General features: G+C 42.6%; 27 protein-coding genes and 1 riboswitch. Of the genes, 10 read left to right on the top strand and 17 right to left on the bottom strand.

The genetic code is table 11. The features are described 5' to 3' along the window. Positions 1 to 16 precede the first annotated feature (16 nt). A complete protein-coding gene (locus tag SC79_RS02670) occupies positions 17 to 982 on the bottom strand; it encodes a LacI family DNA-binding transcriptional regulator (protein ID WP_039073767.1) in 966 nt (321 codons plus the stop codon). A 106-nt stretch (positions 983 to 1,088) separates the two neighbouring features. Here SC79_RS02670 and SC79_RS21490 point away from each other — a divergent pair, with 106 nt between their 5' ends. Further along, complete coding sequence (locus tag SC79_RS21490; protein ID WP_052245559.1) at positions 1,089 to 1,214, top strand: hypothetical protein; 126 nt, start codon at positions 1,089 to 1,091, stop codon at positions 1,212 to 1,214. A 49-nt stretch (positions 1,215 to 1,263) separates the two neighbouring features. Here the strand turns inward: SC79_RS21490 and papB are convergent, their stop codons facing one another. After that, complete coding sequence (gene papB / locus SC79_RS02665; protein ID WP_039073766.1) at positions 1,264 to 2,358, bottom strand: di/tri-peptidase; 1,095 nt, start codon at positions 2,356 to 2,358, stop codon at positions 1,264 to 1,266. A gap of 165 nt (positions 2,359 to 2,523) precedes the next feature. Here papB and SC79_RS02660 point away from each other — a divergent pair, with 165 nt between their 5' ends. Further along, a complete protein-coding gene (locus tag SC79_RS02660; RefSeq protein ID WP_010328525.1) occupies positions 2,524 to 2,727 on the top strand; it encodes a hypothetical protein in 204 nt (67 codons plus the stop codon). A 37-nt stretch (positions 2,728 to 2,764) separates the two neighbouring features. On the opposite strand, the gene pfeT is transcribed toward SC79_RS02660, so the two are convergent. From pfeT to SC79_RS02635, 5 genes are all read right to left on the bottom strand, one after another. Beyond that, complete coding sequence (gene pfeT, locus SC79_RS02655) at positions 2,765 to 4,678, bottom strand: metal-transporting ATPase PfeT (RefSeq protein WP_039073765.1); 1,914 nt, start codon at positions 4,676 to 4,678, stop codon at positions 2,765 to 2,767. A 456-nt stretch (positions 4,679 to 5,134) separates the two neighbouring features. Continuing rightward, entirely contained in the window at positions 5,135 to 5,632 is a 498-nt protein-coding gene (stoA, locus tag SC79_RS02650; RefSeq protein WP_039073764.1) for an endospore biogenesis thiol-disulfide oxidoreductase StoA, read from the bottom strand. 49 nt (positions 5,633 to 5,681) lie between these two features. Beyond that, positions 5,682 to 7,019, bottom strand: a complete 1,338-nt coding sequence (gene ykvU / locus SC79_RS02645; protein WP_010328528.1) for a sporulation protein YkvU — start codon at positions 7,017 to 7,019, stop codon at positions 5,682 to 5,684. Between the two features lie 117 nt (positions 7,020 to 7,136). Beyond that, positions 7,137 to 7,769 (bottom strand): cell wall hydrolase, encoded by a 633-nt coding sequence (locus tag SC79_RS02640; protein ID WP_039073763.1) that lies wholly within the window; start codon positions 7,767 to 7,769, stop codon positions 7,137 to 7,139. A 297-nt stretch (positions 7,770 to 8,066) separates the two neighbouring features. Next, a complete protein-coding gene (locus SC79_RS02635; RefSeq protein WP_039073762.1) occupies positions 8,067 to 8,261 on the bottom strand; it encodes a hypothetical protein in 195 nt (64 codons plus the stop codon). Between the two features lie 166 nt (positions 8,262 to 8,427). On the opposite strand from SC79_RS02635, the gene SC79_RS02630 reads away from it, so the two are divergent. Next, positions 8,428 to 8,622, top strand: a complete 195-nt coding sequence (locus tag SC79_RS02630) for a YkvS family protein (protein ID WP_010328531.1) — start codon at positions 8,428 to 8,430, stop codon at positions 8,620 to 8,622. Positions 8,623 to 8,735: 113 nt separating this feature from the next. Here the strand turns inward: SC79_RS02630 and SC79_RS02625 are convergent, their stop codons facing one another. Then, positions 8,736 to 9,026, bottom strand: a complete 291-nt coding sequence (locus SC79_RS02625) for a DUF3219 family protein (RefSeq protein WP_039073761.1) — start codon at positions 9,024 to 9,026, stop codon at positions 8,736 to 8,738. A 303-nt stretch (positions 9,027 to 9,329) separates the two neighbouring features. Here SC79_RS02625 and SC79_RS02620 point away from each other — a divergent pair, with 303 nt between their 5' ends. After that, positions 9,330 to 9,530, top strand: a complete 201-nt coding sequence (locus SC79_RS02620; protein ID WP_052245558.1) for a helix-turn-helix domain-containing protein — start codon at positions 9,330 to 9,332, stop codon at positions 9,528 to 9,530. Positions 9,531 to 9,728: 198 nt separating this feature from the next. Here SC79_RS02620 and SC79_RS02615 read toward each other — a convergent pair whose 3' ends face one another. Continuing rightward, a complete protein-coding gene (locus SC79_RS02615) occupies positions 9,729 to 10,016 on the bottom strand; it encodes a DUF1433 domain-containing protein (RefSeq protein ID WP_039073759.1) in 288 nt (95 codons plus the stop codon). Positions 10,017 to 10,126: 110 nt separating this feature from the next. Between SC79_RS02615 and SC79_RS02610 the strand changes: the two genes are divergently transcribed. Next, positions 10,127 to 11,548 (top strand): lipase, encoded by a 1,422-nt coding sequence (locus SC79_RS02610; RefSeq protein ID WP_039073758.1) that lies wholly within the window; start codon positions 10,127 to 10,129, stop codon positions 11,546 to 11,548. Positions 11,549 to 11,561: 13 nt separating this feature from the next. Next, the gene (locus SC79_RS02605; RefSeq protein ID WP_039073757.1) at positions 11,562 to 11,873 is read left to right on the top strand and encodes a hypothetical protein; all 312 of its coding nucleotides are present in this window, start codon (positions 11,562 to 11,564) and stop codon (positions 11,871 to 11,873) included. 483 nt (positions 11,874 to 12,356) lie between these two features. On the opposite strand, the gene queF is transcribed toward SC79_RS02605, so the two are convergent. The 5 genes from queF to SC79_RS02580 form a co-directional block, all read right to left on the bottom strand. Continuing rightward, positions 12,357 to 12,854: a preQ(1) synthase gene (queF, locus tag SC79_RS02600; RefSeq protein ID WP_039073756.1), complete on the bottom strand. Its 498-nt coding sequence runs from the start codon at positions 12,852 to 12,854 to the stop codon at positions 12,357 to 12,359. A 17-nt stretch (positions 12,855 to 12,871) separates the two neighbouring features. After that, positions 12,872 to 13,603, bottom strand: coding sequence for a 7-carboxy-7-deazaguanine synthase QueE (gene queE / locus SC79_RS02595; RefSeq protein WP_039073755.1), 732 nt, complete (start codon positions 13,601 to 13,603; stop codon positions 12,872 to 12,874). Further along, entirely contained in the window at positions 13,596 to 14,045 is a 450-nt protein-coding gene (queD, locus tag SC79_RS02590; RefSeq protein ID WP_082022511.1) for a 6-carboxytetrahydropterin synthase QueD, read from the bottom strand. Before queD ends, queE begins: the two co-directional genes overlap by 8 nt. Then, positions 14,038 to 14,697, bottom strand: a complete 660-nt coding sequence (gene queC, locus SC79_RS02585; RefSeq protein WP_039073753.1) for a 7-cyano-7-deazaguanine synthase QueC — start codon at positions 14,695 to 14,697, stop codon at positions 14,038 to 14,040. Before queC ends, queD begins: the two co-directional genes overlap by 8 nt. A gap of 127 nt (positions 14,698 to 14,824) precedes the next feature. Further along, a riboswitch (PreQ1 riboswitch) is annotated at positions 14,825 to 14,869 on the bottom strand. Between the two features lie 137 nt (positions 14,870 to 15,006). Next, a complete protein-coding gene (locus tag SC79_RS02580; RefSeq protein WP_010328542.1) occupies positions 15,007 to 16,050 on the bottom strand; it encodes a YkvI family membrane protein in 1,044 nt (347 codons plus the stop codon). 365 nt (positions 16,051 to 16,415) lie between these two features. Between SC79_RS02580 and clpE the strand changes: the two genes are divergently transcribed. The 3 genes from clpE to motB all read left to right on the top strand — a co-directional run bounded on the left by clpE (position 16,416) and on the right by motB (position 20,473). Continuing rightward, complete coding sequence (clpE, locus tag SC79_RS02575; protein WP_039073752.1) at positions 16,416 to 18,515, top strand: ATP-dependent protease ATP-binding subunit ClpE; 2,100 nt, start codon at positions 16,416 to 16,418, stop codon at positions 18,513 to 18,515. 388 nt (positions 18,516 to 18,903) lie between these two features. Next, positions 18,904 to 19,716 carry a flagellar motor stator protein MotA gene (gene motA / locus SC79_RS02570; protein ID WP_010328545.1) on the top strand — a complete coding sequence of 271 codons (813 nt, stop codon included), beginning with the start codon at positions 18,904 to 18,906 and terminating at the stop codon, positions 19,714 to 19,716. After that, positions 19,688 to 20,473, top strand: a complete 786-nt coding sequence (gene motB / locus SC79_RS02565; RefSeq protein ID WP_039073751.1) for a flagellar motor protein MotB — start codon at positions 19,688 to 19,690, stop codon at positions 20,471 to 20,473. Before motA ends, motB begins: the two co-directional genes overlap by 29 nt. 38 nt (positions 20,474 to 20,511) lie before the next feature. Here motB and mhqR read toward each other — a convergent pair whose 3' ends face one another. Beyond that, the gene (gene mhqR, locus SC79_RS02560) at positions 20,512 to 20,949 is read right to left on the bottom strand and encodes a MarR family transcriptional regulator MhqR (protein ID WP_039073750.1); all 438 of its coding nucleotides are present in this window, start codon (positions 20,947 to 20,949) and stop codon (positions 20,512 to 20,514) included. A 195-nt stretch (positions 20,950 to 21,144) separates the two neighbouring features. Between mhqR and kinD the strand changes: the two genes are divergently transcribed. Then, a complete protein-coding gene (kinD, locus tag SC79_RS02555) occupies positions 21,145 to 22,662 on the top strand; it encodes a sporulation kinase KinD (protein ID WP_156122656.1) in 1,518 nt (505 codons plus the stop codon). A gap of 27 nt (positions 22,663 to 22,689) precedes the next feature. Here the strand turns inward: kinD and SC79_RS02550 are convergent, their stop codons facing one another. Continuing rightward, a complete protein-coding gene (locus SC79_RS02550) occupies positions 22,690 to 23,121 on the bottom strand; it encodes a hypothetical protein (RefSeq protein ID WP_039073748.1) in 432 nt (143 codons plus the stop codon). 87 nt (positions 23,122 to 23,208) lie between these two features. Then, on the bottom strand, positions 23,209 to 23,466 hold the full coding sequence (spo0E, locus tag SC79_RS02545) for an aspartyl-phosphate phosphatase Spo0E (RefSeq protein ID WP_010328550.1): 258 nt from the start codon (positions 23,464 to 23,466) through the stop codon (positions 23,209 to 23,211). Positions 23,467 to 23,514 lie beyond the last annotated feature (48 nt).

The following is a 23,514-nucleotide window of genomic DNA, read 5'->3' as shown; positions in this document are numbered from 1 at the left end:
TTTTTCAACGCTTTCACTAAACAGTCGATCTTTCGATGAGGCGGTAATCGAGAACTTTCTTTTCAATCGGCTGTCCCTGAATTCTTTTTTCCAGCATCGCAAACGCCTGCTTTCCCATTTCCTTTGTTTGAATGTCGATCGTTGTGATGCCAAGCGATTGGCTGATTTCATGGTTATCAACACTTAAAATGGCAAGCTCATCTGGCACCAATACCCGCCGCGCCTTTGCTTCAAGTAAAAGCCCTGCTGAAACTTGATCATTGGCGACAAAAATAGCCGTCGGCTTCTCCTTCCAATTTTTCCACTTATGAAAGAGCGCCTTCCCATCATTGATTGAAATCGCTTTCTCGATCACCCAATCTTCATGAAACGCCTCTCCGATCTCTTCCAATGCTTCTCTATAGGCTTTGATTCGAAAATGGCTGTTCATGCCCTTCTTTCTTGCCAAACAGATGGCTATTTTTTTATGGCCTTTGGCCATTAAATAGTCCAAGCCGTACCTGAATGCTTGTTCATGAGGGATGCTGATGGTTGAAAAACGGCCGATATCTGAATTCTGGCAAAGCAATATCGGGCCCTTCCAATCCATGAGCCTCTCATCAGCAAGCGCTTTCGAACAAAAAATCAAACCATCAACTTGGCACTCTTTTAACTGGGTCAGCGCAAAAATTTCTTTCTGTACATCGTAGTTGGTTTGGAATAAAGAGAGGTGAATCCCGGATTCCTCGGCTGCATCGGCTATGCCCGCAATCAGCTCTGCAAAATAAGGCAGATGAATCGTCGGCAAGACAACGCCAATCATGTTTGAATATCCTTTCGATAAATGCACGGCATGGATATTTCTCGTGTACGCCAACGCTTCCATTGCCTCAAGCACCCTATTTCTTTTGTCTTCGCTGACGTAAGGATGGTTGTTGATGACTCGGGAAACCGTTGTAATGGAGACACCGGCTTTTTCTGCAATGTCTTTAATATTGGCCATAGATTCCCTTCTTTCGAAAACCCCTTGATCTGGAATGCGTTTCATACAATAAGATATGAACATACCAGACATATTTTATGTTTTTAGCTGAAAGGAGAAGGATTACATGGGTTTCTTCATTTTAATTGGATTATGTTTGACTGTTCTCGGCGGCAGCTATCTTGCAGTAAAACCGCTCAACCAAAAACATGAAATCGAACCATTTCGAACATTTGATGATTTTTTTATGTAATGCAGAGAAAAAAGGACGATGTCGAGAACAAAGTCCTTTTTTATTCCTGTTATGGCAGTATGATCAATTCCTTCGGAAATTGGGTCAGAGCAACCGCTCCGTCTTTTGTCACATGAACGTCATCCTCTATGCGCACGCCGCCGATCTCAGGCACATAAATCCCTGGTTCGATCGTGTAGACCATGCCTTCCTGCAGCAGTGTATCGTTGGCTTGGCTCATTGATGGGTACTCATGGACAGAAATTCCGAGTCCGTGTCCCAGCCGGTGAGGAAAATAATCACCGTATCCCGCCTTTTCAATGATACCGCGGGCAGTTAAATCCAGGTCTCCGATTCTGATTCCGGGTTTACTTGCCTCAATCGCGGCTTTTTCCGCTTGAAGCACCGTCTCATAGATCTCTTCTTGCTTCGTATTGATGCTCTTGTATGCAAATGTTCTTGTAATATCAGAGCAGTACCCGTCAAGAATAACCCCGAGATCAAATAAAACAAAATCACCTTTCTTCAATGTGGCTGAGCCCGGATTTCCGTGGGGCTGGCCTGATTTTTCCCCGAATAAAACCATTGTGGAGAAAGACATGCCCTGAATCCCTTTTTTCTTCAGCTCATACTCGATTTGAGCGAGCACTTCCACTTCACTAACGCCTTCACGTAAAGCAGCTGTGCCGACTTCAACACCGAAATCAGCAAGCTTTGCCGCCTCTTGCAGCACACGAATTTCCTTGTCGTCTTTAATGAGCCGAAATTGATTGAGTGTTTCTTCGGCTGAAACAAACTGAGCCCCGCCGACAGAGTGCTTCAGCTGTTCTCCGCGTGACAGTGAGATCGAGTCCTTTTCTACCGCAAGTGTATGTATGCCGATATGTCGCTTTTTCAAGGCTTTCTCTATCAGCTCCCACGGATTTTCGTGATCCGCATAACCAATGATTTCATGATTCCAGCCTGCATTGCGGGCCTGGTCTGCTTCCATTCCGGGACAAACAAAGAAAGGCTCTTCTTCTTGAAAAATAAATAAACCCATTAATCTTTCATGCGGCTCTGTGTAAAAGCCGGTTAAGTAAAAAACATTTTCTTTCGTATGAATAAATGCGGCAGTATGCCCTGCTTCCTTCAGCCATGAAGAGACGCGTTGTATTCTATTCACTTTTTGTTCCTCCCTGCCATTTCAATACATCGTTCTATCTTTCCATTGTAACAGGTTTTACAGGTGTTTGCCTTTCGCGGCGCCTTCATTTTCAGATCCATTTTATTTCCTCTCTCCCATCCTGTATACTGACAGTAGAGTTCAAACGCAGGGAGTTGTTCCGTTTTGCTGATGAATTTTTTTAGGCGAAAAGCAGTTATGCTCTTAACGGTTTTGGGAATTTCCGCTCCTTTTATTGGCATGAAGATGGTTGGTTTTTATTATTACAGCTCGATCATAGGCTGTGCAGCGGGCTGCCTATGTTGCATCCTTGCACTCATTCTCGTTACGAAAAGACCTGAAAAAGACAAAAAAGAAGGAAAAGCTTGATACATAAAAAACCAGCAGCCCAATTGGACTGCTGATTTTATTTTAAAAGTCTTAATCCATTTAATATAACCAAGATCGTACTTCCTTCATGACCAATCACGCCAAAAGGCAATTCCATCACCTGTAAAAAGTTTGCACAAATCAGCAAGCAGATGACAGCTAGAGAAAATACGATATTTTGTTTGACAATCCTGTTCATTTTCCGTGACAAGCGGCACATGTTTACGAGCTTTTTCAAATCGTTTTGCATGAGGACCATATCGGCGGTCTCAAGAGCGACATCTGTTCCGCCGCCCATTGCAATGCCGACATCCGCCGCTTTGAGTGCCGGCGCATCATTGATTCCGTCACCGACCATTGCAATCGTTCCAAATTCTTCTTTTAACCGTTTGATTTCATTCACTTTTTGGTCAGGCAGGCACTCAGCTGCAACAGTTGTCATTCCGGCTTCCTTCGCTATCGCTTGAGCCGTGTCCTCATGATCCCCTGTCAGCATGGCCGTTTTAATCCCCAGTCGGTTCAATTCTTCCATGACCTCTTTTGCTTCGGGCCTGATTTGATCTTTCAGTGCGATACAGCCTGCTATTTGGTCATCCTTTTTCACAAATACAATCGTATGGCCGCTTTGAATAATATCTGGTGCTGTTTGTTTGATAAATTGTGCTGCCTTTTCCTCGCCGATAAAACCCGCTTTACCGATCTTCCATTTCGCGCCCGACACTTCTGCCATAACACCAAACCCTGATGTTTCTTCTATTGATATGTATCCGGACTGATTCACGCCGCGGCTTTCAGCGTACGCTGTTATAGCTTGAGCGAGCGGATGGCTTGATTGCGTTTCGATGGCATAGACGGCCTCCAGAACCTCCGTTTCGCTGAAACCGTCTGCGATCCTGACAGCTTCGACAGCAGGCTGCCCTTTTGTTACAGTGCCTGTTTTATCAAAGGCGATCATTTGCACAGAGCCCAGCTGCTCAAGATAGACACTTCCTTTTACAAGCATGCCGTTGCGGGCGCCGTTAGAAATCAAGGAGAGCGCCGCCGGCATAATAGAGGCGACAAGCGCGCAAGGTGACGCGACAACCATAAACACCATTGCGCGGTAGAAGGTTTCACTCCAGCTCCACCCAAGCGCAAAGTGCGGCACGAATAACAGGAGCCCCACCACGATCAGCACACCTTTTACATAAGCATTTTCAAATCGTTCGATGAAAGCCTGTGCGGGTGAAACACTGTTTTGGGCTGATTCAACCAGTTTGATGATTTTTCTGAACAACGAATCTTCATTTGCTTTTGTGACACGGACGGTTAAGGAGCCGTTGCGATTCACAGTCCCAGTAAATACCGCGTCACCAATGTGTTTTTCTACAGGCATTGACTCACCTGTTAATGCTGACTCGTCTAGATTTGTTGAGCCAGATTCAATGACACCGTCTGCCGCTACTCGTTCTCCGGGCTTGATCATAATCATATCACCGGCCTTCAAGTCGGCAACCGCAACTCTTTTTGTTTCGCCATTGACCATCAGTGTCGCCTCTTCTGGCTCAAGTTGCATCAAAGAAGTTAAATCTCTGCTGCTTTTATTCATCGTGTATGTTTCTAAAGCGCCGCTTAAGGAAAAAATAAATATTAAAATAGCACCCTCTGCCCAGTATCCGATTAATGCCGAACCAATGGCAGCGAAAATCATTAAAAGTTCTACATTCAGGGTTTTGGATTCGAACGTTTCTTCGATTCCTTCCTTTGCTTTAGCAAACCCGCCGATCACAAAAGCCAGCAAGTAAAGCGATACTGACAATACTTGATGTCCGGATAAGAGCCAGCCGGCCAAAATAAGAGCGCCTGATACGAGTGCTGCAATAAGCTCAGCATGCTGTGCCCAGTTATTTTCTCTCTGTTCTGTTTTTAATGGCTCGTGCGGATCGTGTGGAGCGATAACTTGTTCATTCATATCAAATTCTCCTCTCTAATTGAGAACGCAAATCATCTTCATTTCCCTTATAAAAACAAAATTGCTGCCCAAAAGGCAGCTTTATTGTCAGATATTCCTTGATGTCTTCCTTTATTATAGCACGCCCGAAGAAAATTACAATTATAATTATTTTAATTTCTTTTTGATAATAATTATCATTAACATTTATCCAATTCTTCTTGAAACATAAAAGCTGAGAGTTTACGCCCTCAGCTACAGAAAAATGGTTTTCGTTTTCGGATGTTGTTGAAAATCCTTGAAGTCTAGGAAGGACGAGTATTGGAGCAGACTTCCACAGGATGTGATGAAGTTAAGGCAGGACGTCTAAGCATTTAGCCGCCGTTCCTTTCATAACACGTGAGCACCAATGTGCAGGACTGACACCGAATGCGCGGGTTTGTCGACACGCTAAAGCTTAAAGACTACACGCTCAGCTTATTCTTTCGTCCACTCTTTCAGTTGTTCTGCCGTCATTGGGCCTACTTTTGTTTTTTCAATTTCGCCCTTTTCATTTAGCAAAAACGAAGTTGGGATCGTGATGATATGGTACTCCTTCATTAATTCTCCTTTTGAATCAAGAACAATCGGAAAGGTCAGCTTGTTTGCTTCAATAAAGTTTTCGACAGCTTGCTGATTTTGCTCCGCGTTCACTAAATTCACTGTTACCAGCTTCACGTTCCCAGATTGATGGGCATCATAAAACGATTGAAACTGTGGAAGCTCCTTTTTGCAGGGCGGACACCATGAGGTCCAAAAATGCAGGATCGTTTTTTGCCCTTTATGCGGGATCGAGATATCCTCCCCTTCTATCGTTTTCATAAGAAAAACAGCGGGAACTGCAGGCTGTTTATCCTCAGCGGCTGCTACATCGGGAAGGCACGCAAGCACCCCCCATAACATAAGGCATACAGCAAGCAAGCGCTTCGTCAACATGGAATCTTCCTTTCATGCTTTTTAATTAGCTTGCCCCTGCTTTTCTTTATCATCCTTCAATACGCGGCGTTCTGTTTCCTCCCGTAAGAAAAACAGATACACGCAGCGCTTTGCAGATCGTGGCATAGTGCAGGCTCGTCAGCAAAATCATGCCGGTGTTCATTCCCAAAATAATCCCGAGCATTTGCAAATTCTCCATTGACCCCAGCACATACATCATACTTAACGCAACGATATGACTCCACACATTGTGATAAAAAGCTTCTTTCACAAATCCCATCCCAATTAAGCACGCCTGCAGCGGCATGACAAACAGATGAAAGAGAAAATATGGCCACAACAGCTGCAAGTAATACTGCGCCTCAGGTGAGTGAAAAAACAGATGTGTCAGAGGGCCTGCAAACTGGAACATGATCCAGACAGCCGGTATACCGTAGCCAAATGTAATGAAAATCGACTGCTTCAGCCTTTTTAATACGATGTCATATTGCGAAAGCGCATAAGCTTCCGAAATACTAGGTATCATGACAACCATTAACGAATGGGCAATGAAAGCAGGGAACGAGCCTATTGTTACAGCCACCCCGGCAAGCATTCCGTATTGATCAATTGCAGCTGTCCCGGCAACGCCAGCTGCCAAAAGCGCTCCTTTTACTAAAAAGGGTTCAATTGCGTTGACAATGGCATGAAAAATACGCAGCCCTGTTGTAGGAATGGATACTGCAAGCAGTCGTTTTCTTACATCCTTTCCGCGCAAATGAATGTGCTGCTGGCCGGATACCGCCCGCCTCGCGATGATAAATTGTGAATATAAATAAACAAGCACGACCACATCACTCACGACGAGGACAAACAAGGAAATCAGCACAGCCATATCCAATTCAAATGAGTACCATTGAAAAAAGAGGAATAGGCACAAGAGCTGGATGATTTTTTTCAGCACATTGGCGATTGCGATTTTCCCCATTTTTTGAACACCCATAAAGTAGCCCCTGGCAATTGAAGTAAAGGCGACAATAGGAATTAAGCCGATCACAATCCCTTTAATAAACGGGTGGTATGTATCAAATACCGGAATAAACGGAAGCGCAATACTGGCGGCGGCAGTAGAAAACGCTGTAAAAACGGCTGTCATTTTGAAAGCGTGCCTCAGCATGCTTTCATGAAGCTTAGGGTTTGACTCGGCAATAAATTTAGAAATCGAGATCGGCAGTTCCAGGCTTGCGATGACGATAATTAAAAAGATCGTGGGCAAAATACTCATGTAAAGCCCCATCCCGTGCTCGCCAAGCTCCCGCGCCAAAATCATATTCACGACAAATTCAAGGCATTCGGCGAAAAAGGCGGCAATGGATAAAAGTATGATCCCTTTCACAAATCGATTCATGATGTCTCTCCTTGTCTCTTGTACTATCAACATCATATGAGACAAGTTCAAAAATTATTTTATTTTTACTCTTTATATAAAAAAAAGCACAGCTGAGACAAATTGTCTCTTCTATGCTTAGATGGCAAAAACGTGCCCGCCGATTTTTTCTATGATTTTTCTTGAACGAATCCAATCATCCGACGCTGTTTTTGGATTATAAAAGAATATGGCATCTGTTTCTCTATTTTGTGAGGACAGCGCTTCTTCAGCAGCAGCAATCGATTCTTTATCAGGTTTTTGCTTAATGCTTCCGTTTGCGACTGGTTCAAAGGCGTTTTTCTGATAAATAACCCCTCTAATGGTATCAGGAAACCCTTTTTGTTCCGTTCTGTTCATCACAACGCTTGCTACAGCGACCTTGCCTTTATAGGATTCTCCCTTAGCTTCTGCGTGAACGAGACGAGACAGCAGATCTTTTTCAGACTGTGTATATGTTTCTTTCTTTTCAGTTGTTTTGGCTGGCTTGTCTTTTTTTTCTTTCTTTTCAGTGTGTGCTGATAGCTTGATCGGCTTTATTTTTTTCTTGTCCTTATCAGCAGACAGTGAAGGGAAAGATCCGTCTGTACCTCGTTCTATATGTGAAAGCCATTTCGCTTCTTCATGTTTTGTCTTCTTTGTGCTCATGAGTGAAGCATGTGTATGTTCAATTTTTGCTGCAGGCATGAAACAAAGAAGCAAAACAGCCAGAGCAGTGAATTTTGTCGTCATACAGTTCCCTCCTTAAAGTGCCCAAAAAACACTTCATCACCTTAACAAGAGATCCATTCATTTTCACGGAAAAAGATTTTCCAACTCTCCCAAGGAGGCATCGGGATGGAATATACCGGATGACAGACTGATTAATGGAAGAAAAACAGCCCGAAATTCTATAAATCTTGTCAATAAGAAACACATTTATCCATTTTTGGCGATTTACATTTTGTTTACGCCTGTTACAGTTGCTTGTCATAAAAGGCCTGCATTCTGTCACATATGAGAAAAAGGCTCCTCACAAATGAGAAACCTCTAGCTTCTTGGCTGTTCTAAATATTGAAAGATCACATCTCCGCCTTGTTGGGCAATTCCTCGGAAATATTTAAAATCATCTTGCTTAGATAATACGGCCCTGAACGCCAAGAAATGCTCTTTCTGGACTCTCAGTTCGTTAATTGTGCCGGTGCGCAGCTGGTCAATTATTTCTATTATCTCTTCTGGACGCAATGAAATCCCCCCCTTTTTTCTTTTTATTGACGAAAATCAATATATCATCTTTATCGCATCTGGACAATTCATGAGGGAGATAACACTCCTTATCACTTTACTTCTTAATGAAAATACTGCAAAATACTTTCAAAAGGCATTATTATGTTAAAAGGAGAGGAAGCTTGTGAAAATCGCTAAGGTTGGAAACGTCATTGAATTTAAAAATGGATTAACCGGTGTTGTTGAAAAAGTAAATGAGAATTCTGTTATCGTTGATGTGACGATCATGGATAACTATCGGGATCTTGAGTTAGATTCATTGACAGTTGTTAATCATAAAAATTATAAGATCATCAGAGACTCCTATAAAACCTCCTAATTTCCCACATTCATTCGCAAAAACTGCAAGACGGTCAATTAAACACCTTACATATGAAATTCGCTTTCTCAAAAGCTGCCGGCCGGCAGCTTTTTTACAACCAAAAACACCGATTATGAATCGGCGTTTTGATCTGTTTCCGTTATCTCTATATAGAACTCGCTGACGGACCCTGCTTCGTACAGGTTGGTCAATGACGTTGAGTAATTGGCGATGTCACCCCGGAAGGCAAGACTCTCGTCAGGAATCTCGACGTTGAACGTTTTTTCATATAACAGGACAGTGATATCATGATAAGTCTCACTTGTCACATTCAGGGTGAAAGCGATTTTGCGCTTCGGCTCGCTTTCCACTTTAAATGCATCCATTTCTAGCGTTACATCATTTAAACGCAATGTCTTCACTTCGTATCACTCCTTTAAAAGTCCATGTATCTTAGCATACCTTAACAACCGTTTACAACGAATCTGTTCTCCAACCGTTATATTAACCATTTCTTAAAAAAAGACACCTTTACAAACATACGTTCGATAAATTATAATAAAACAGACGAGCTGCCATCCAGCATCCCGTCTTTTCATGGGAAAGCGGCGAGTGGAATTCCCCCCGGATTCACTCGTCTTTTTTTACATAAGTCCGGCGATAAATATGATTTTAGGGGATGGTTGGTTTAGTTAAATAATGAAAAAGTTAATATAGGAGATCTTTTGGAAAAGCAGAATCTTTCGCTCAGAGCTCTTGCTGATAAATGCGGAATAAGACAACCAGCGTTAAGCGAGCTAATAAATGGTAAGAAACAGAATATTAATTTCGGTCATATCGAACGTATAGCAAATGCCTTAGATATTGAAGATATAAACGAGATTATAAGTTTAATCGAAGTAGAAGGAGATAATCTTGATATTTGAAGGAGAAAAACAAGAATAGCTACTCTTTAAGGAGAGGGATCTATCGGTTAGAGTGTTTAAAGCCAATAATACATACGAAGCATATGCGACAATAGCAGATAAAGGTACACGTGTAGCTCGCGGTTTAGAAAAAGTCCACGATATCCGAGGCAATTGAAGGTATAATACAAAAATAAAGACGCCAGCCTGGCGTCTTTATTAATAATCACACTCTTTCTCCTGACAATCCGGCTTCTCTTCTGCATCGACTGATGAAACCCCTATTTCGTCATTAGTTTCATCATAAAGTCCAAAGAATTCTTTTTCCTTATTACCATTCAAATACCCTTTTACAGAAATACCGCCCATAGGATTTATTTTGTACTCGTTATAGTATGTAATTTGATTTATATCGCTGTAATTAGCTTTTATGTAACTATCCATTTTTTCTTTCGCTTGGTTAAAGAGTTCTTGTTCTGTTTCATCTTTATCGTGTTGGTACTTCATGTAAATACCTCCTAATGCTATAATTACAACAGAGATTAGGATAATTATGTTTTTTTTCACAAACTCATCCTTTCTTATATTAATTTTACATCAACTTTGAGGTGTTGTACATGTCTAAAAACGTCGTTGTGCCGAAAATCAGTGATCGAGAATATTTTTATATAAGCCAAATATCTTATGATTATGAAACCCTTAAAAATCATTTAAGAACCCAAAAACCCTTAAAAATAAAATCTCCTACTAGGTGGTACGTTGACCAAATAAAATCAGACGATGACACAGGGCTTGACGCGGTTGTATTAGTGCAAGCGGAACAGAAAAACGGCAAATGGGTGAAATCCAAAAACCCAGAAAATGTTGTCGTATCCTTTGCAGGAACGGATCTCGCAAAAGATCCTATTAATGACGGTGTAAAAGCCGACGGCGGCAACATTGTTTTTGGAAGCGACCCCAAAAATGGAGCTCATTATATCGTTAAAAAGGACGCAAAAGACACGTCTAAAACACTCGGAAAATACAACGGAACACCTTCTCAAGACGCGCTGCTTACAACCGGAGACTATAAACTCATTATGAAAACATCGCAAATCGACCAAGCAGATCAGCTCGTTAAGGAAGTGAAAAGAAAGTATAACGGAACATCGACGATTGTTTCAACAACAGGTCATTCGCTTGGAGGCGCAGAAGCCGAATACAGTGCGGTCAATAATGATATTTATGCGGTCGCATTTAATAGCCCTTCTGTCGTCAAACTGCATACTGATAACAAGCAAAAAGAAATAAACGATGGCTTGTACGACCCTTACGTGAGGTCTATCATCAACCCGGATGATATGGTCGGAGCCGGTTACTGGAACGAATATGATCGCCACAACGGGACCACAATTTACACAAAAAATCCAGCTCTATCGCAATTCAGTCGCGAACAGAGACTTAGCGGGAGATGGAGTGACCAAATCGCTAAGAACCTCGCCTACTTTATAGGCACAGTTATTGTCCGCAATCCAGATACACACGGTTTAAATGAGGCTAATTTTACTTTTGATGAAAACGGAAATATCACAAACGTAAACGGCGATGGGCTTGTGTACGAAAAAAACTTAAACGTATTGCTGCCGGCTGGCACGATCAGCGGCGGGGATGCCATTAAAGTCACTCCCAAAAGTGCGAAAAAACTCGCCGAAAAAGTTGACGCGATGGTCGAGGATCTGAGAACGATGATAAAAGAAGCGCAAAATGCTTATCAAGAGCACGATGAGAAAGTTGCCGAACTAAAAACGGAATTTTACGGTCAAGTTGGGCATGGCTTTTATGACCAGCTTAATGCGCAGGATGTAACAAATACGTTAGAGGATATAGCTCAATCTTACGATAAAGGACCAATATTTTACGACACACAGGCAGAACAATCATACATAGACTCATTGCAGGCAGCGATTACAGACCTTGAGGAGATAGGCGGCTTCTTGAATAAAATCGCCGACGACTTTGAGGAAAAAGATCAAATGCTCGCCAATTGGCTTAGATTATAGGAGTGACAAAGCAATGCCTACATTAGATAACCTTTTAGAACATAAAGATGACCCGATGCGAAAACAGCTGCAGCGCCAAATGCTGAAATCAGGGATGACGCAAGTGGCCAATACTAAGCTGGCTACCGTTCGAAAAAATCTTAAACCAACGTTCGAAATGAATTCGCTGCAGGAAGAATTAAACGATGTTTATTCAGCCCTTTTATACAGCTTTGAAGGGAAAGCACAAAAAGCACTCGCTCAGCGGATTAGTGAAAGTGCCTTGCTGATCGTTAACGCAGAGAACGACGGAGAAACTTTTGTTACTAGCTTTAAAACGAGATAAAAAGCTACCTTAATTATCGATGATAACCAGTAGTTTACTATAGACAAGTTCAGTCACAAAGGTGATCGAAATGAAACTTAACGCTACACCACGCCTACACATTGTTATGAAGGCAAAAGGATGGACGCAGGCAAGACTCGCATAAGCATCAGTCGTCCCGCAAGATTCAATAAGAAGAGTCGCCACGAAAGTTGGCATATTTCCCCTATTGCGGAGACGCTCGGCGTGAAAGTCAAGGAGCTATAAAAAATAGAGGAAACTACGGAAGATGACGCTGAGTAAATCGGCGTCTTTTAAATAATTTTATCAAATAAAAATCCCCGTCAAAAAGACAGGGATCATGGTCATACGTTTATATATTTTGAGTCACGGTGTGGTCACAGGAGGGCCGCCAAATTGTGACCGGGTCACATTTCCACTTACAAATAACGCTAAATGTTCGGATTTTACTGGGACCTCACTCCGTAACACACAACGGATTCATTAACGATTATCAATCGTCTCCGGATACAAATCATGATTCATCATACGATACTCGGCCATTTCCTCATACTTCGTGCCCGGTTTTCCATAGTTTGTGTACGGGTCAATTGAAATTCCGCCTCTTGGCGTGAATTTGCCCCATACTTCAATGTAGCGGGGGTCCATTAATTCGATCAAGTCGTTCATGATGATGTTCATGCAGTCTTCGTGGAAGTCACCATGGTTTCTGAAGCTGAACAAATACAGCTTTAATGATTTGCTTTCAACCATTTTTTCATCAGGAATGTAGCTGATGTAGATTGTCGCAAAGTCAGGCTGTCCTGTTTTCGGGCATAGAGATGTGAACTCAGGACAGTTGAATTTTACAAAGTAATCACGGTTTACATGTTTATTCGGAAATGATTCCAGCACGTCCGGCGCATATTCAAACAAATAATTTGTACCTTGGTTGCCAAGCAGTGTGACACCTTCTAATTCTGAGTCTTTTCTTGTCGTCATATTTATCTTCCTTTCTATTATACGCCGCGTTTGTTGCCCCATAACAGGGTGTGCAGCTGCGGAAGCACCCTGACCAGATTCAGCTCCGCGTCAGCAGCTACCTTATCAACAAGCGCTTCATATTTTCCTAACAAATGTGCGATCAGTGACTGATCATCTGTCGTATGCACGTCATCATTACCGACTTGTAAATAAAACGGGATTCCCGGGTAACGCTTGTGCACTGTTTTGGCAAACGCCAAATCTTCATCATTAAAAATGACTACCTTCAAGCTGACTGCGTGCTGCCTGTTATTCTCTTTAAGTGAAGTCAAAATGTGATCGAGCTTTTGAAAGTTCGTCACCATTTTTGAGCTTGGCGGTTTTGGAGAAATTGTCAGATCATCGATCAGCGTAAACCAATCTTGATAAATGGTCCCTTGGGTTTCCAGCGCTGCACGAATGTTGTTTTCTCTAAGCAGTTCGATAAAAGCATCCAGCTGCTTTAACAGGGCCGGGTTGCCGCCCGAGATCGTCACGTGGGAAAACGCGTCTCCTCCAATGTCTTTAAGCTCTGCAAAAATCTCCTCAGCCGTCATCCAGCGAATATCTTTTTTAGCAGACCCGTCCCAAGTGAAGGCGGAGTCACACCAGCTGCAGGAATAATCACAGCCGGCTGTGCGAACGAACATTGTTTTCTGTCCGATCACCATGCCTTCTCCTTGAATCGTCGGGCCGAAAATTTCTAATACAGGAATTCCTTTAGCCATTCAAACCACCCTTTTTCGGACGGTAGACACAGTAACTTGTCGGTGTTTCACGAACAAACACCTGTACACAGCTTGGCTTATTCTCCAATGTGTCTAAATAAGCCTGTACGTTGTCATAAATCGTTTTCGCCACGACTTCAGTTGTCGGCAGGGAATATCGATCGTCCTGAGAAAAATCATCATGATCATTTAAAAGCGTATGATCATAGTTTCCGTGCACCAGTTTTTTGAGCACGCTGAAATTGACAAGGAAGCCGGAGTTGTCAAGTTCGTCGCCGGCAACGGTTATATTTACGGTATACGTATGCCCGTGAACCCTGCTGCACGCTCCCGCATTTTCCCGGGGGATAAAGTGGGCAGCTGAAATGTGCATATCCTTATTCAATTCAAATGAATAAGGATGCTGGGCCTGCGGGTAAATTTGAGATAACAATTTATGCACGCTCCCCTTTCATCACCATATATTCTTCATAACCTCTTGAACGCAGGTGGCATGCCGGGCATTCGCCGCAGCCGTCTGCGATAATGCCGTTATAGCATGTCAGCGTGTTGTTTTTCACAAAATCAAGCGCGCCAAGCTCATCTGCAAGCTTCCATGTTTCCGCCTTATTAAGCCACATGAGAGGCGTATGAATGACAAACGGCTTCTCCATTGCCAGGTTTACCGTTACATTGCAAGATTTCACGAATTCGTCACGGCAGTCAGGATAACCGCTGAAGTCTGTCTCGCAAACTCCTGTAATAATGTGGCGCGCGCCAATTTGATATGCCAGAATAGACGCAAAGGATAAGAATACCAAATTGCGGCCCGGAACGAATGTGGATGGCAATTCACCGTCTTTTGCTTCTATATCAATATCATTTCTTGTCAAAGCATTCGGTGCAAGCTGATTTAAAAGGGACATATCGAGCAAATGGTTTTTCACACCCAGCTTTTCCGCAATCGATTTTGCCACTTCAACTTCTTGTGAATGACGCTGATTATAATGAAAAGTCACCGTTTCGACTTCTTTGAATTCCTGTAAAGCCCATAGTAAGCAAGTGGTACTGTCTTGACCGCCGCTGAATACGACAATTGCTTTTTCTTTTTTCATGATTCCTCTCCTTCTCCGCAATAAAACCATCGGCGAGAGACATCGCTACAGCTGATTCACACAAAAAAACACCTTGTCGGAAGGTGCTCTAGAAAAACGTAAAAAAGGCCGTATCCAAGGATACAGCTCGTCCTTAGTTTTTTATAGAGGGTGTAGCTAGAACCTCTCCCGCATATCGCACGGATTTTCTTCAATTTTTCACTTCTGCTATCTTACCATAATACTGTTTTTCTTGACAATAAAAAAAGTCAGCCCTGACTTCCCGAGCACATATTGCTCTGCAATGACGGCCCGCTTCATTAGATGTATTTACAAGCCGGGCTTCCTGGGGACCTTTTTGCAAATCAGGGCGCCTATGAACGCCAGACTCACATAACCAAACAAGGGATAAATCGTTGAAATGAGCTTTCCGTATCCTATTTGGCTCGTAATGTAAGCCGTGGTCATAATGGCTGCAAAGATATATTTGCTTTTTATCGGAAGAAAGCTTTGCACTTGTTTTTCCAATCCGTATAGATTGCCGATAACCGATGTGAACACTTCGCCGAAAATAATGAGCAAATAAATCAAATGGACAGATCTTGCAAAGAGATAAACCACTTGAGCCATCGGTATATCATACAAAAAAACATCCGGCAGCATCGATAAAGACAGAAAACTCGCGGACAGCACAATCGTCAGCATCGTGCCTCCGATTAAAGCGCCTTTTTTTATCACTTTTTCCGATGACATTTCATTCGCCAGCGGAACCAAAACCGCTTGAGCAAGCGATAAATTTAAAGCGCCGTAAGAAAACGCTGATAACAGCCAATCCCAGCGGTGCGGCCATACCCACTGATCTGCGTTACGAGACTCGGTGAAAATAAAAGAGTCGGCCACCACAATCATAGAAAAGATGATTAAAAGAGGAACAACAAACACATTGACACCAAAAATGCCTTTCACCCCTCTAGTCATCACAATTAAGCTCAAACCGATTGTAATCAGCATCCCTATCTGTGGAGACATCCCCAGCTGTTCCTCAAAAAGCGCCCCTGCCCCGGAAAGCATAACAGATGTCACGCCGAGGAGAACAAACAGCATAAACACATTGATAAACCGCCCAGCCGTCGCCCCGAACAAGAATATATTCATTTCTTGATAAGAATTGGCATTGATTCGCTTTGAAATGATCATCAGCTTGGCCCCCAGAAATGTAAACATCCCGCCGCTGACGATAATCCCGAATAAACCGAACCAGCCAAACTTCAAAAAAAACTCAACAATTTCCCTGCCAGTCGCAAACCCAGCTCCGACTACTGTACCCACATACACAAAGGCAAGCTGACTTGCCGACCCTTTTGATTGTTCCATTTCTCCCCTCCGAACGAACCGCCGTTTTGTCCACATGCGCCTTTTTATACCCTATGAGACAAGTTCCTTGAAAAGAAGAAGAAAACATGTTTTACTTTGTAAACGATCCAAAAAGATTTTGCGCAAATGACTTGAAAGTCAAAGAAGGTCAGAGTATACTATGAATCAGGGCTGGTCAAACGAACCGGCATTTTTAATAACCGATTGGTCAAAGTTAGTCAAATAATCAGACAGCTCTGAGCATATCGTTTTGAAATCCAATAAGTTTCCCGTATACTAATAGTCAAAGAAGGTCAAATAAAAGCGGCCTTTTTATTCACATTCATTGGTCAAAGAAGATCAAATTTTTAAGGAGGTTTTGGCAAATGCGTTGTCAACATTGTCATCAAAACGAGGCGACGATTCGCCTTAACATGCAAATAAATTCCGTTCATAAACAAATGGTTCTATGTGAGACTTGCTATAACGAACTGACTCGTCAACCTTCAATGAGCATGGGGCCTCACTCATTCGGTTTCCCGTTTGAACATGCATCCCAGCCGAAAGAACAAAACGCGGCAAAACAAAGTGAGAAAAAAGGGTTGCTTGATGAGCTTGCCCAAAATATTACAAACGGTGCAAAAGCCGGTCTCATCGATCCCGTCATCGGGCGTGATGAAGAAGTGGCGCGCGTGATCGAAATTTTGAACCGCCGCAACAAAAACAATCCTGTTCTCATTGGTGAGCCGGGTGTGGGTAAAACCGCCATCGCCGAAGGGCTCGCTTTAAAAATGGCTGCTGGTGATGTTCCAAACAAACTGAAAAACAAAGAACTCTACTTGCTTGATGTTGCATCCCTTGTTGCAAACACAGGGATCAGAGGCCAATTTGAAGAGAGAATGAAACAGCTGATCACCGAGCTGAAAGAACGAAAAAATGTCATTCTGTTCATTGATGAAATTCATCTTCTCGTTGGTGCAGGCTCTGCAGAAGGATCAATGGACGCAGGCAACATTCTCAAACCAGCTCTGGCCAGAGGCGAACTGCAAGTCATCGGTGCGACAACACTGAAAGAATACCGTCAAATCGAAAAAGATGCCGCGCTGGAAAGACGTTTTCAGCCTGTCATGGTACAGGAGCCTTCCATTGAACAGGCCATCCTCATTCTAGAAGGGATCAAAGACAAATACGAAGCATACCATGGCGTGACATTCAGTGATGAAGCAATCAAAGCATGTGTGACTTTATCATCCCGCTACATTCAGGACAGACATTTGCCTGATAAAGCAATTGACTTATTAGATGAAGCAGGTTCAAAAGCCAACCTGTTAATTGATGAGCTGAATGATGAGGATGCGGCCGAACGCTTAACTGCGATTGAAGCTGAAAAAACAAAAGCGCTGGAAGAGGAAAATTACGAACTGGCAGCAAAGCTCCGTGATGAGGAGATCTTATTAGAGAAAAAACTGAACAGCTCTTCCGCCCATTCCGCTGTCACTGTGGAAGCTGACCATATTCAGGATATCATTGAACAAAAAACAGGCATCCCTGTCGGCAAGCTGCAGGCGGATGAGCAAACAAAAATGAAAGAGCTTGAAGCAAAACTTCATGAACGTGTAATCGGACAAGAAGCCGCTGTTCGAAAAGTGGCAAAAGCGGTCAGACGAAGCCGCGCCGGATTAAAATCCAAAAACAGACCAGTCGGCTCCTTCCTATTTGTCGGCCCTACCGGCGTAGGGAAAACAGAGCTTTCTAAAACGCTGGCGGATGAACTTTTCGGCACAAAAGACGCTATGATCCGCCTTGATATGAGCGAGTACATGGAAAAACACGCCGTCTCCAAAATCATTGGTTCACCCCCTGGATATGTCGGCCATGAGGAAGCTGGACAACTAACAGAAAAAGTGCGCCGCAATCCTTACAGCATTGTGTTGCTGGATGAGATTGAAAAAGCACACCCTGACGTTCAGCATATGTTCCTGCAAATGATGGAGGACGGCCGTCTGACAGACAGCCAAGGCAGAACCGTAAGCTTTAAAGATACTGTCATTATTATGACAAGCAACGCGGGTGCTGGTGAGAAACAAACGAAAGTCGGTTTTCAATCAGAGGACAGTGTATTCGAAGAACAAACATTGATTGATTCACTCAGCATGTTCTTTAAACCTGAGTTTCTCAACCGCTTTGACAGCATTATTGAGTTCCGCTCACTGGAAAAAGAGCATCTGGTCAAAATCGTCAGCCTGCTGCTTGGTGAACTTGAAGAAACATTGGCAGAACGCGGCATCACCTTGAGTGTGACGGACGAAGCGAAAGAAAAAATCGCAGAGTTGGGCTACCACCCTTCATTCGGCGCACGTCCGATCAGAAGAACCATTCAAGAATGGATTGAAGATGAAATGACCGATCTGCTGATTGACAATAGCGAGATCACAAGTTTTCACGTGGCTGCAGAAGATCATACAATCAAAGTGCAAGCGAAATAATAAAAAGCGGTTTCCTGTCTAGGGAGCCGCTTTTTGCGGATTCATACTCTTGACTGATAAAATACCGTCCCTTCCCCTGAAGTGTTACTCCCCTTCATCCTATACACTTTTACTTAAGGAGGGGTGATACATGTTTATATACAGTGAATATTTATTTCTATTATCCTATGAAAACCGTTTGAAGGACAGCTTGCGAGAAAGCTGCCAATCTCAATACCGCTAAACACGAGGGCTTTTCAATTTTGAAAAGCCCAAATTTGTTTATTCCTCCCTTCTATTCCTCTTCCTTGAATATTTCATGAACAAATTCACAAAGTCCCTAAAGTTCCGGGTACCGAAACCGATATTAACCATAGACAAGCTAGTAAAAAAGGATTTGGTGAAAACTATGGATAAAACTTCGTTAATTGGTGTTATTCTTGCTTTTGTGGCATTGAGCGTGGGGATGGTTCTGAAAGGCGTCAGTTTCAGCGCGCTTGCAAACCCCGCTGCCATTTTAATTATTATCGCTGGGACCATCTCGGCAGTCGTTATTGCGTTCCCTACAAAAGAAATTAAAAAAGTGCCCGCTCTGTTTCGAGTGTTATTTAAGGAAAACAAACAGCTGACAATTGAGGAGCTCATTCCTATGTTCTCAGATTGGGCCCAGCTTGCGCGCCGCGAAGGCCTTCTTGCTTTAGAAGCAAGCATTGAAGATGTAGACGACGCTTTCCTGAAAAACGGACTCAGCATGGCTGTTGACGGACAAAGCGCGGAATTTATCAGAGATATTATGACAGAGGAAGTTGAAGCGATGGAAGACAGACACCAGGCTGGAGCCGCTATTTTTACACAGGCGGGAACGTACGCGCCGACACTTGGCGTACTCGGCGCTGTAATCGGCTTGATTGCCGCCCTCTCTCATATGGATAATACGGATGAGCTTGGACACGCCATCAGTGCGGCCTTTGTTGCCACCCTTCTCGGTATCTTCACGGGATATGTATTATGGCATCCTTTCGCAAATAAATTAAAACGAAAATCGAAACAAGAAGTAAAACTGCGTGAAGTCATGATCGAAGGCGTCCTGTCCGTATTAGAAGGACAAGCACCGAAAGTCATCGAACAAAAGCTTTTAATGTACCTTCCTGCGAAGGACCGCTTGAAATTTGCAGAACAAGGAGAGGCGCAAAATGGCGAGAAAAAAGAAGAAGAAGCATGAGGACGAGCACGTTGATGAATCATGGCTGGTTCCTTACGCCGATATCCTAACTCTTCTCCTGGCATTATTTATTGTGCTGTATGCGAGCAGCTCGATTGACGCAGGCAAGTTTAAGATGCTTTCAAAATCATTTAATGAAGTCTTTACAGGCGGCACGGGAGTCATGGATTATTCCAGTGTCATCCCCCCTGAAAACGAGTCAGACGGAATAGATGACGTGAAAAAGGAAAAAGAAGAGCAAGAGAAAAACAAGAAAGACCGAGAAAAAGCGGCTGATCAAGAAGAACTTAAAAGTGTGAAGAGCCAGGTAGAAAAGTTCATCAAAGACAAAAAGCTCGAACACCAGCTGGAAACAAAATTGACTAGTGAAGGGCTTCTGATCACGATTAAAGACAGTATATTCTTTGACTCTGGAAAAGCGACCATCCGTAAGGAAGATGTTCGGCTTGCACAAGAGATTTCCAATCTTCTTGTGATTAACCCGCCGAGAAATATCATCATCAGCGGCCATACTGATAATATGCCAATAAAAAATTCAGAATTCCAATCAAACTGGCATTTAAGCGTCATGAGAGCGGTAAACTTTATGGGACTCCTGATAGAAAATCCTAAGCTCGACGCAAAAGTGTTCAGTGCCAAGGGCTATGGTGAGTATAAACCGGTGGCTTCCAACAAAACAGCGGAAGGCCGAAGCAAAAACCGGCGCGTTGAAGTTCTTATCTTGCCGAGAGGCGTGGCAGAAACAAATGAACAATAAAAAAAAGGAAGCCCTGTGACATATCAGGCTTCCTTTTTTTACTTATAATGAAACTGTTTTGCGTTTAACCCTACTCTTTTTAACATTTCTGTACACATCTCTACCTCTTCTTCGCTTAATACGCTTATCATTTCATCAATTTCAGCTGCGTGATCAGGAAAAATATCATTCAAAAGACTGATACCTTTATCAGTGATTTGTGCAAATGTCACTCGTCTGTCTGTAGGAGACGCTTTCCGAATGAGGAGATCTTTTTGCTCCAGCTTATCTACAACGTATGTGATGCTTCCGCTAGCCAAGAGAATTTTATCCCCTATCTGCTGCAGCGGCTGATCGCCTTTATGGTACAACAGCTCAAGCACAGCAAATTCAGTCGGATTCAGTCCATGCTTATGAATATGCTTATTCATATGATCGTTAATAGACCGATACGCGCGCGACAGCACGATAAATAATTTCAGTGATTTTTCTGTCATGTCTCAATCATCCTTTTAGAAACCGTTACAGAGAAACATTAATAAACAAAGACGAAAATGTCAATAAAAATCTTTCCAATATTTCTCTTCTTTTTTATCATATAAGCTGTTCAACATCTTTTTCTCATTTTTTTGGTTATTTTTTCTTATTAAAGAAGAAGAAACAATGATATAATACCTCTAATCAGGTGTAAGTTGGAGCGATGCAAATTGAAAATACTAAAAGGCGCCTGCGGGAGAGTCAAACTTTATATCATACTGGTCGTGATTCCGGCACTCGTCATCAGCTTTTTTGTATATAAAAAAGAAAAAGATACAATAGCTATAGAACATAAGCAGGAAGCAAGTGTGATGCTGAACCTTCACCGCAACAAAATCAATTATTTAATCGGTGAAACAATGGCGAGAATGACCTCTTTGTCCATCGCCATTGACAGACCGGTTGATATAAGCAAAATGCAGTCGATTTTGGAAGAAACCTTTGATTCAGAGCCTAGATTTTCCGGTCTCTATCTTCTGAACACTAAAGGAGACGTCACTGCAAGCACATCAGAATTAAAAACGAAAGTAAACCTGGCCGACAGATCTTTTTTTGCAAAAGCAAAGGAAACAAAAAAGACAGTCATTTCAGATAGTTATTCAAGCAGAATTACTGGCCAAAGGATTTTTACAATCTGTGTCCCTGTTCTGGACTCAAAAAAAAATGTGACAGATTATCTTGTCGCAGCGATTCAAGTTGATTATTTAAAGAACCTCATTAACTTGCTGAGCCCTGATGTTTATATTGAAGTGGTGAACCAAGAAGAGAAAATGATTTTCACGAGCGGACAAGCCTCTCATGCCAAAGATCAGAAACCAGTCAGCGGATACCTGGATGATATCAGCTGGAATATGAAAGTCTATCCGAACCCTGTCACAATAGAAGAACTGACGAAAAGCCTTGTGCTTCCGCTTTCATGTATTATTGTTCTGCTGAATATCCTTTTTATTCTTGTGCTGTATTACTTGCTGAAACGCAAGACCCAGCTGGAGCGCTCCGAAAATGAGGCGCAAAAATTAGAGCTGATCGGGACGCTTGCTGCCAGCACGGCTCATGAAATCCGCAATCCGCTCACTGGCATAAGCGGCTTTATTCAGCTGCTGCAAAAGAAATATAAAGGTGAAGAAGATCAGCTGTACTTCTCCATTATTGAACAGGAGATAAAACGGATTAATCAAATTGTGAGTGAGTTTCTCGTTCTCGGAAAACCGACAGCGGAAAAATGGGAGCTGAACTCACTTCAGGATATTATCGGAGAAATTATGCCGATTATTTATTCTGAGGGCAATCTATACAATGTTGAAGTCGAATTACAGTATTTAACCGAACAGCCTTTACTCGTAAAATGTACAAAAGATCATATTAAACAAGTGATTTTAAATGTAGCAAAAAATGGCCTTGAATCTATGCCTGAAGGAGGAAAACTGACGATCTCCTTGGAAGCCTCGGATCAAAAAGCCATTATCAAAGTTGTGGATAACGGTGAAGGGATTTCTCAGGAAATGCTGGATCACATCTTCCTTCCCTTTGTTACTTCTAAAGAAAAAGGAACTGGCCTCGGCCTTGTCGTATGTAAACGGATCGTGCTGATGTACGGAGGAACCATTCATATCGAAAGCGAAGTGCGAAGAGGTACAGAGGTAACGATCAATCTCCCCGTATCCGCTACATAGCCCCCCTGACGATGTCAGGAGGGCTTTTTATCTTCGTGACCGGGCATTGCCATTTGACTTGCTCGCTGTTCTGCCTGAGAAGAGTATTGTAATGACGCGCAACAGCATTTTGAGAAGCAAAAAAAACATAAAAAACACCAAAAATCCCTTTAGGCCCTCAGTGGCATCTAAAAGCTCCATATTCCCTCTCCCCGTCACTTTCTGCTGAATTTCTATCGCAAATACGACAACAATGATGACTGTAACGGTATAGATAAAGGACAGGGCTGTCATGCTCCATTTTGAAAGCCATGTAAACACAGCGTGAGTGACACCGAAAAAGATAATGCCAAAAATGCCAATCACCCAGAAATGCATTTCTTTGTCAGTTAAATGAATCCCGAACATTACGCATAATGATATAAAAGCATCATGAAATTGATTAACCATTTCAGTAATGATAACCGCCAGTTCTTTCATCAGTTCCCTCTTTCATATGAATTTTCCCAGAAAAAAAGAGCGCTTCTGGAAAGCTCTCTCTCTTTATATATGCATCTGATAGCGCCGCTATTTATTTGCATCATATGCAGGCATGACATCCCTGCGAGGCCACAAGCCTAATTTCTTTACAAGGCCTTGAATGCCTTGAGAATGTTCGCTTTCTTGCATTAGCTGGTGATATTCATTCATTAAACAATCCAGCTCCTGACTGTGTTTGATCGTGTCATGGCCTGTAAATCCCTGTTTTCTAGCGGCATCTATCATTAACTTTCTTTTTTCATCAATAGACACCAACAATTTTTCATGTTCTGAAGAACCGCCCATTCACTTCACCCCTCGCCGCTAAGAAATAGGAAACAAGTTTGATTGGGT

It is taken from the genome of Bacillus sp. MSP13, from assembly GCF_000815295.1.
GTDB classification, from domain to species: domain Bacteria; phylum Bacillota; class Bacilli; order Bacillales; family Bacillaceae; genus Bacillus; species Bacillus vallismortis.
This window is presented reverse-complemented; position numbering and strand designations above follow the sequence as displayed.

What these genes read in the sequence shown, in the direction of transcription:
- SC79_RS02670 (WP_039073767.1), bottom strand. Translation starts at nt 982, where the DNA reads ATGGCCAATATTAAAGACATTGCAGAAAAAGCCGGTGTCTCCATTACA.
- SC79_RS21490 (WP_052245559.1), top strand. Translation starts at nt 1,089, where the DNA reads ATGGGTTTCTTCATTTTAATTGGATTATGTTTGACTGTTCTCGGCGGC.
- pfeT (WP_039073765.1), bottom strand. Translation starts at nt 4,678, where the DNA reads ATGAATGAACAAGTTATCGCTCCACACGATCCGCACGAGCCATTAAAA.
- stoA (WP_039073764.1), bottom strand. Translation starts at nt 5,632, where the DNA reads ATGTTGACGAAGCGCTTGCTTGCTGTATGCCTTATGTTATGGGGGGTG.
- ykvU (WP_010328528.1), bottom strand. Translation starts at nt 7,019, where the DNA reads ATGAATCGATTTGTGAAAGGGATCATACTTTTATCCATTGCCGCCTTT.
- SC79_RS02640 (WP_039073763.1), bottom strand. Translation starts at nt 7,769, where the DNA reads ATGACGACAAAATTCACTGCTCTGGCTGTTTTGCTTCTTTGTTTCATG.
- SC79_RS02615 (WP_039073759.1), bottom strand. Translation starts at nt 10,016, where the DNA reads ATGAAGTACCAACACGATAAAGATGAAACAGAACAAGAACTCTTTAAC.
- SC79_RS02610 (WP_039073758.1), top strand. Translation starts at nt 10,127, where the DNA reads ATGTCTAAAAACGTCGTTGTGCCGAAAATCAGTGATCGAGAATATTTT.
- SC79_RS02605 (WP_039073757.1), top strand. Translation starts at nt 11,562, where the DNA reads ATGCCTACATTAGATAACCTTTTAGAACATAAAGATGACCCGATGCGA.
- queF (WP_039073756.1), bottom strand. Translation starts at nt 12,854, where the DNA reads ATGACGACAAGAAAAGACTCAGAATTAGAAGGTGTCACACTGCTTGGC.
- queE (WP_039073755.1), bottom strand. Translation starts at nt 13,603, where the DNA reads ATGGCTAAAGGAATTCCTGTATTAGAAATTTTCGGCCCGACGATTCAA.
- queC (WP_039073753.1), bottom strand. Translation starts at nt 14,697, where the DNA reads ATGAAAAAAGAAAAAGCAATTGTCGTATTCAGCGGCGGTCAAGACAGT.
- SC79_RS02580 (WP_010328542.1), bottom strand. Translation starts at nt 16,050, where the DNA reads ATGGAACAATCAAAAGGGTCGGCAAGTCAGCTTGCCTTTGTGTATGTG.
- clpE (WP_039073752.1), top strand. Translation starts at nt 16,416, where the DNA reads ATGCGTTGTCAACATTGTCATCAAAACGAGGCGACGATTCGCCTTAAC.
- motA (WP_010328545.1), top strand. Translation starts at nt 18,904, where the DNA reads ATGGATAAAACTTCGTTAATTGGTGTTATTCTTGCTTTTGTGGCATTG.
- motB (WP_039073751.1), top strand. Translation starts at nt 19,688, where the DNA reads ATGGCGAGAAAAAAGAAGAAGAAGCATGAGGACGAGCACGTTGATGAA.
- mhqR (WP_039073750.1), bottom strand. Translation starts at nt 20,949, where the DNA reads ATGACAGAAAAATCACTGAAATTATTTATCGTGCTGTCGCGCGCGTAT.
- SC79_RS02550 (WP_039073748.1), bottom strand. Translation starts at nt 23,121, where the DNA reads ATGAAAGAACTGGCGGTTATCATTACTGAAATGGTTAATCAATTTCAT.
- spo0E (WP_010328550.1), bottom strand. Translation starts at nt 23,466, where the DNA reads ATGGGCGGTTCTTCAGAACATGAAAAATTGTTGGTGTCTATTGATGAA.